Annotated in this window: 4 protein-coding genes; all 4 read right to left on the bottom strand. The window is 72.9% G+C overall.

All coding sequences use genetic code 11. The annotated features are described in order from the left end of the window. Window positions 1-66: 66 nt before the first annotated feature. The gene (locus K7G60_RS37845; RefSeq protein WP_225805507.1) at window positions 67-2037 is read right to left on the bottom strand and encodes an ATP-dependent DNA helicase; all 1971 of its coding nucleotides are present in this window, start codon (window positions 2035-2037) and stop codon (window positions 67-69) included. Between the two features lie 37 nt (window positions 2038-2074). Then, window positions 2075-3934 (bottom strand): IucA/IucC family siderophore biosynthesis protein, encoded by a 1860-nt coding sequence (locus K7G60_RS37850; protein ID WP_374115745.1) that lies wholly within the window; start codon window positions 3932-3934, stop codon window positions 2075-2077. Window positions 3935-3994: 60 nt separating this feature from the next. Further along, the gene (locus K7G60_RS37855) at window positions 3995-4651 is read right to left on the bottom strand and encodes a GNAT family N-acetyltransferase (protein WP_225805508.1); all 657 of its coding nucleotides are present in this window, start codon (window positions 4649-4651) and stop codon (window positions 3995-3997) included. A 71-nt stretch (window positions 4652-4722) separates the two neighbouring features. Further along, window positions 4723-6777: an IucA/IucC family siderophore biosynthesis protein gene (locus K7G60_RS37860; protein ID WP_225805510.1), complete on the bottom strand. Its 2055-nt coding sequence runs from the start codon at window positions 6775-6777 to the stop codon at window positions 4723-4725. Window positions 6778-6783: the final 6 nt, after the last annotated feature.

Consider the following 6783-nt stretch of genomic DNA (forward strand, 5'->3'; position numbering starts at 1 on the left):
CCGGGACCCACTGCGCCGGTCCCGGGGCCCTGCCGTGCCCTGACTTCCTGGCCCTCCGTATTCGGACTAGCCCTCCGTATTCGAGGCGGCATCGATGGCCGCGAGTGACTTGCGGACCTGGTTGCGGTCCGTCGTGTACCAGAAATCGGGCAGCGAGGCCTTCAGATAGCTGCCGTAGCGAGCAGTGGCCAGCCGGGGATCGAGGACCGCCACCACGCCCCGGTCGCCGGTGGCCCGCACCAGCCGGCCTGCGCCCTGGGCCATCAACAGGGCCGCGTGGGTCGCCGCGACCGCCATGAAGCCGTTCCCGCCGGCCTCTTCGACGGCCTTCTGCCGGGCGCTCATCAGCGGGTCGTCCGGGCGCGGGAACGGGATCTTGTCCATGACGACCAGCTGACAGCTGGGCCCCGGGACGTCCACGCCCTGCCAGAGCGAGAGCGTGCCGAAGAGGCAGGTCTTCGGGTCGGCCGCGAAGTTCTTGATCAGCTCGCCCAGCGTGTCCTCGCCCTGGAGCAGGATCGGCAGCTCCGGGACCCGGGTTCGCAGCTCCTCCGCCGCCTGCTGCGCGGCACGCATGGAGGAGAAGAGGCCGAGGGTCCGCCCGCCGGCCGCCTGCATCAGTTCGGTGAGCTCGTCGAGCATGTCGCCCCGCTCCCCGTCGCGCGCGGGGCGCGAGAGGTGCTTGGCGACGTACAGGATGCCCTGCTTCGGATAGTCGAACGGAGAGCCGACGTCGATGCCCTTCCAGACGGGCAGGTCGTCGCCCTTGGTGCCCTCGGGCGCCAGGCCGAGCGAGGCCCCGACGCCGTTGAAGTCGCCGCCCAGCTTGAGCGTGGCCGAGGCGAGGACCACGGACCGCTCCGTGAACAGCTTCTCCCGCAGCAGACCGGAGACCGTCAGCGGGGCGACCCGCAGCGAGGCCCCGAACCTGTCGTGACGCTCGTACCAGACGACGTCGTACTCGGAACCGTGGGTGATCCGCTCCGCCACGCCGTGCACGGTCTCCACCGAGGCCATGGCCTGCTTGCGGACCGCGTCCTCGTCCTGCACGGCCCGGTCCCGGGTGTTGCCCAGGGCCGTGATCACGGCGCGGGCCGCGTCCCGCAGCGCCATCAACGCGTACGCCAGGTCCTCGGGGATCTCCTCCAGACGGCCCGGCAGCGCCAGCTCCATGACCCGCTCGAAGCCCTCCGCGGCGGTCTGCAGCTGGTCGGCCGTCTTCTCGTCCACGAGCTTCGCGGCCCGGCGCACGGCACGGTTGACCTGGCCCGGGGTGAGCTCGCCGGTGGCGACACCCGTGACCCGGGACACCAGCTCATGGGCCTCGTCGACGATCAGCACCTCGTGCTGCGGGAGCACCGGGGCGCCCTCGATGGCGTCGATGGCGAGCAGGGCGTGGTTGGTGACGACGACGTCCGCGAGCTTGGCACGCTCGCGGGCCGCCTCGGCGAAGCACTCCGGTCCGTACGCGCACTTGCTCGCGCCGAGGCACTCGCGGGAGGAGACCGAGACCTGGGCCCAGGCCTTGTCGGAGACGCCGGGCGTCAGGTCGTCCCGGTCTCCCGTCTCCGTCTCGTCCGACCAGTCCCGCAGCCGCAGCAGGTCCTGGCCCAGCTTGCTGCTGGGCGCGGCCGCCTCGAAGGGGTCGAAGAGGCCTTCCTCCTCGTCCTGCGGGACGCCCTCGTGGAGCCGGTGCAGGCAGAGGTAGTTCGACCGGCCCTTGAGCATGGCGAACTGCGGCCGGCGGCGCAGCTGCGGGTGCAGCGCCTCGACCGTCCGGGGAAGATCGCGCTCGACGAGCTGGCGCTGGAGCGCCAGGGTGGCCGTGGCCACCACCACCCGCTCGCCCTGGGCCAGCGCCGGCACGAGGTAGCCGAGCGACTTGCCCGTGCCGGTGCCGGCCTGGACGAGGAGGTGGGAGTTGTCGTCGATGGCCTCGGCCACGGCCTCGGCCATGGTGACCTGGCCGGGCCGCTCCGTGCCGCCGACGGCGGAGACGGCGGCGTGGAGGAGGTCGGGGAGGGATGGCTTCGTCATAGCCCTTCCACCCTACGGGGCGGGACTGACAGCCGGGTCACGCGAGCGGGTTGGGGACGGTCCCGTGGACGGCCGCGTGCGGGCGGTCGGGCCGGTCCCGGTAGCCGTCCAGGTGCAGACGGTTGCGGTTGAGGCAGAGCCGCTCGATCCGCGGGGTCAGGAGGTCGAAGAGCTCGAACCGCTCCTTCAGCTCGGGGAAGCGCGCCTGGTACCGGAGGATCTCGGCTCGAACGAGACCCCAGAAGTCCTCCTCGGGCACGCCGAGTTGTTCCTCGCAGAGCGGCGCCAGGTAGCGGAAGACGCCGACGAAGAGCCCCGAGTGGATGAACTGGGTCAGGAATCCGGGCTCCTCCGTCAACAGGACGTCGCGGACATCATCCGGGAGGGTGGCGTGTTCGGGAAGCGGCTGGGCACTGATGTTCACATCGTCGACGAAGTCCTTGATCGCCAGCCGGACGGGGACGTCGTCGCCGTACACGACGATCGCGTTCTCGCCGTGGGGCGAGAAGACCGTGCCGTACCGGTAGAGGAAATGCAGCAGCGGGGGGAGCAGAGCGGTGAAGAGGTGCTGGAGCCAGACGGCGGGGGCGAGCCCGGAGCGCTCGACGAGTTCGGCGACGAACGCCCGGCCTTCCGGGTCGGTGTGGAGGAGCGAGGCGAGGGTGCGGGCCCGTTCGCCCGGGGGCAGCCTCAGCGGTTCGCGCCAGATCGCGCCGAGCAGTTCCTTGTACTGGTAGGGGACTTCGGGAAGCCGGTCGTACAGGGGGTGCTCGACCGTGACGGAGGCGACCTCGCCGAGGAGGATCACTCCGCACTCGTCCCGTAGGAACGGATCGGCTTCGCGCAGGCCGTGGACCCAGGCGGTCACGGCGGGCGCGGCGAGGGTCCGCTCGGTGGGCAGCCCGCGCCAGACGAGGGTGTTGAGCACCGACAGGGGCAGCTTGACGGTGTGCCGGTCGGGACGGCTGGTGTTGAGGAAGGTACGGACGGACTGCTGCGGCAGCCGGAGGTCGCCGTCGGCGGGGAGCGGGACGACGGTCCCGGCGGCGATGGCCGGGGCGTAGAGCGGGAGCAGGACCTCGTCCCACTGCCAGGGGTGGACGGGCAGCAGGAGGTAGCCGTCGGGTTCGTGACCGCGGGCGGCCAGGGCGGCCCGGAAGGCCTCGTGGACGTCGGGGTCGAGCTCCCGGGCGTAGAGGCGGTCGGGGGTCTCCAGGCCTGCCACGCCCCGGTAGGCGGCGATGCGGTTGCTGACGGCGATCCACGGCAGCCGGGTCGAACGGCGCGCCTCGGGGGCCCAGTGGGTGGCGTCGGTGGCGGAGAAGCCGATGCGTCCTTTGTTGAGGACGAGCCAGGGGTGGCCGGTCTGGTGGCCTTCGAGTTCCGCGTAGGACAGCTCGGCGAGCCGGCCGGCGGTGAGGGCCGTGTGGTCGAGGCGGGCGTCGGCGGCGAGGGTGGCGGAGAGTTCGCGGATCAGGTGGCCGAGGGTGGCGCCGTCGAGCCGGAGGAGGCGGCGGGCGCGGACCAGGAAGTCGAAGGGATCGCTGAAGGGCCGGCCCTCGTGGGTGACCGTGCCGGCGGTGACGCGCCAGCTGCCGTAGGCGCCGCGGCGGGCACGGAAGGCGAGTGCGGTGCCGTCGTCGAGCCGGAGCGCGTAGCGGTCGGGCTCGCCCTCGCCGGTGGGCACGGGTTCGACGATCTCCTCGTAGGCGAACTCGGAGAGGGCCTTGGCGAGGAGGCGGTAGGACGCCCGTGTCCAGGCGGCGGCGTTCAGCTCGGGGGGCGCGAGCAGTTCAGTGGGTGCGAGCGGTTCGGACTCCGGGACGGGGCTCTTCCTGGGAGCCGGGACGGCCGGGGTGGATGGTGCGGAGTCGTGTGGTGCAGGGGATGTCGACACGGGGACTCCTCGGGGTGGAAACCGCTGTGGGTCGAGCGGTGCATAGGAGACGGAGGTGGTTCACAGGACGTGGCGAAGGGCCCGGTCACGGATCATGAGAGCGGCCCTTTTGTCGGGAAGGTCGACTTCCGCCGCGTAGCGGAAGCCGCCGCTGAGGAAAGCGGAGACGGAGGGGGTGTTGCGGATGTCGGGTTCGGCGACGACGCGGGTGCAGCGGGGGCGGTGGTCGAGGACCAGATCGGCGACGGCGCGCAGCAGCGTGGTGCCGACGCCGCGGCCCCGGTCGGTGGCGCCTCCGATCAGCAGGTGGACACCCGTGTCGTGGGGAAGCGCCGGATAGTGGCGGGCGAGCGGGTCGAGGTCGGCGCGGTAGATCTCGAAGTAGCTCATGGGGGTGCCGTCGAGGACGCCGAGGCAGGGGACGCTCCGGCCGTCGCCTTCGAGTTGGGCGCGGACGTGTTCGGCGGTGACGGTGTCGGGCCCGGCGAGTTCCCAGAAGGCGGCGACGGCGGGGTCGTTCATCCACCGGGCGAGGAGCGGCAGGTCCCGTTCGAGTCGCACGGGTGCGAGCCGGAAGGAGCCGACGGAGGTGTCGGCGGGCCCCCAGCCGGCGACGGAGTCGAGCAGATCGCCGTCGAGGAGGGCGACGAGGTCGTCGACCCTGAGGTCCAGGGTGTCGTCCTCGGTCGGGTCGACCGGTGGGCGGGTGGGTGACACGGTGTCGCTCTCCTCTCGGCGGTGCGGTCGGGGCGGGCGCGGGACGGCGCCGGCACGGGTCCAGGACGGGTTCAGGTACGGAGGGGGTTGGTGACGGTGACGTAGACGGACTGGGTGTCGACGGGCCCGACGAGCTCGTCCAGGCCGTGCAGACGGGTGAGGAGATTGGCCTTGCTGCGCAGGGTCGCGGCCTCCAGGAGCCGGTGCGGAAGCGGGGAGCCGAGGCTGGTGGCGGAGGTGAGGAAGCTGCGGAAGGCGGCGAGCAGGACGCGTTCGTCGGCGAGGTGCTGGGCGCCGAACGCGCCGATGAGACCGAGGACGTTGTTGATGCCGAGGTAGTAGGCGAAGCGCTCGTCGGTGACCTGGTCGGAGACGAAGGTGTCGCTGTCGGCGCCGATGCCGGGGAGGCGGCTCTCAAGCTCGCCCCGGTGGGACTCGCGGAAGTAGTAGCCCTGGTTGTCGCGGTAGCGGCCGCCGACCGGCCAGCCGTCCGGGTCCAGGAGCACCAGGGTGTTCTGCTGGTGGGCCTCCAGGGCGATGCCGGCGTGGCCGTCGAGCCAGAGGACGGGGCGGACGACCTGGTCGAGGTAGCGGAGGAACCACTCGGCGGCGACGGCGGTCGTGGGGCGGCCGGTGCGGGCGGAGAGCCGTCCGATGACGTCGGCGAGCCGGGAGCGCATGGTGGTGGCTCCGGGCCAGGGGCGGGGGGTCGTGAGGGAGGCGATGCAGACGGCGTCGTCGCCGGGGCCGAAGGGGTTGTGGCGGATCATGACGTCGAGGCCGGGGACGGGGGTGCCGTCCGGGGCGTCGACGGCGAGCCAGGCGGGGTCGCGGACGATGTCGAAGCCCGGGTGGGCGGCCTGCCACTCGTCGACGAGACCGGTGCGGAGCAGCCGGTGGACCTCGACGCCGCGGTGGAGTTCCTTGCGGAGGTTCTCGCGGCGGGAGTTGGTGATGCGCAGGCCGAGGGAGAGCTTGAGCATGGCCCGGGCGCCGGGGCGGTGCACGGTGCGGACGGAGGAGGTGGGGTGCCAGGGGGTGCCGTGAGGGCCCAGGTCGTGGAGGAGGCCCGCGTCCAGGAGGGCGCGGACGTCGGGGCGGTGCAGGAGTTCGCGGGCCTGCCAGGGGTGCAGGGGCAGGGGGGTGGTGCCGGCGGGGAGCGGGAGTCCTTCGGCGAGTCCGGAGGCGAGCTGTTCGGCGCTGACGGGCCGTCCCTGTTCGGTCCAGGCGGAGTCGGCGGCGAGGACGGTGCGGTCGACGGCGAACCAGTGGAGGGGGAACGAGCCGTGCAGTTCGGGTGAGTAGAGCCGGCCCTCGGCCTCGGAGAGTCCTTCGCGGCTCTTGGGGGTGGGGTGGAGCGGGTGGCCGAGCAGCAGGGACTGTTCGGCGGCGAGGAAGAGGTCGGCTTCCGGGTGCGGCTGGGGCCTGCGGCGGCGCTCGGTGAGGAAGTCCGCGGTGCGGCGGGCGGAATCGGCGACGCGGCCGACGAGATCGGTGCCCTCGGAGCGGCCCGTCTCCCGGCTGAGCAGGGCGGCCACCGTGACGGCGTCGGCGGCCGGCGCCGAGGCCGGGAGTCCTTCGAGGGCGGGGGCGCCGAAGCGGTGCCAGCCGGTGGGCGACCAGTAGCGGACGGGGACGAGGAGGGCGGTGCCACTGGCGTCGAGGGGGATGCGCAGGGTGGTGGATCCGGGGGCCGGCAGGTTCTTCTCCCGGACCCAGCAGCGGAGGAGGTTCTCGACGGCGGCGGCGTCGGCGGCGCGCTGCGGGTCGGGGTCGTCCAGCGGGTCGGGGGCACAGGCCGGGCGGGGCGGCCGGGGCTCGTACGGTCCGATGTGCTGGCGCGGGACGGTGGGCTCATCGGCGCCGACCGGATCCGGCCCGGGTTCCTGCCCCTGGACCCTCCGGCGCTCGCCGCGGAGGGCCTCGGAGCGGAGGGACGCCACGAGAAGGGACGCCGCCTGGGGGGCCTCGGGGCGGAGGACCTCCGAGTGACGGGCCTCCACGTGGCAAGCCTCGGAGAGGAGGGCCTCGGAGCAGAGGGCTTCCGCGTGGAGGGCCTCGGGGCGGAGAGCCTCAGGACGGAAGGCCTCGGGGCGGAGGGCCTCCGTGGGGCGGGGCGTTTCCAGGTGAGG

This window comes from Streptomyces sp. NK15101 (genome assembly GCF_020400725.1).
Lineage (GTDB): Bacteria > Actinomycetota > Actinomycetes > Streptomycetales > Streptomycetaceae > Streptomyces.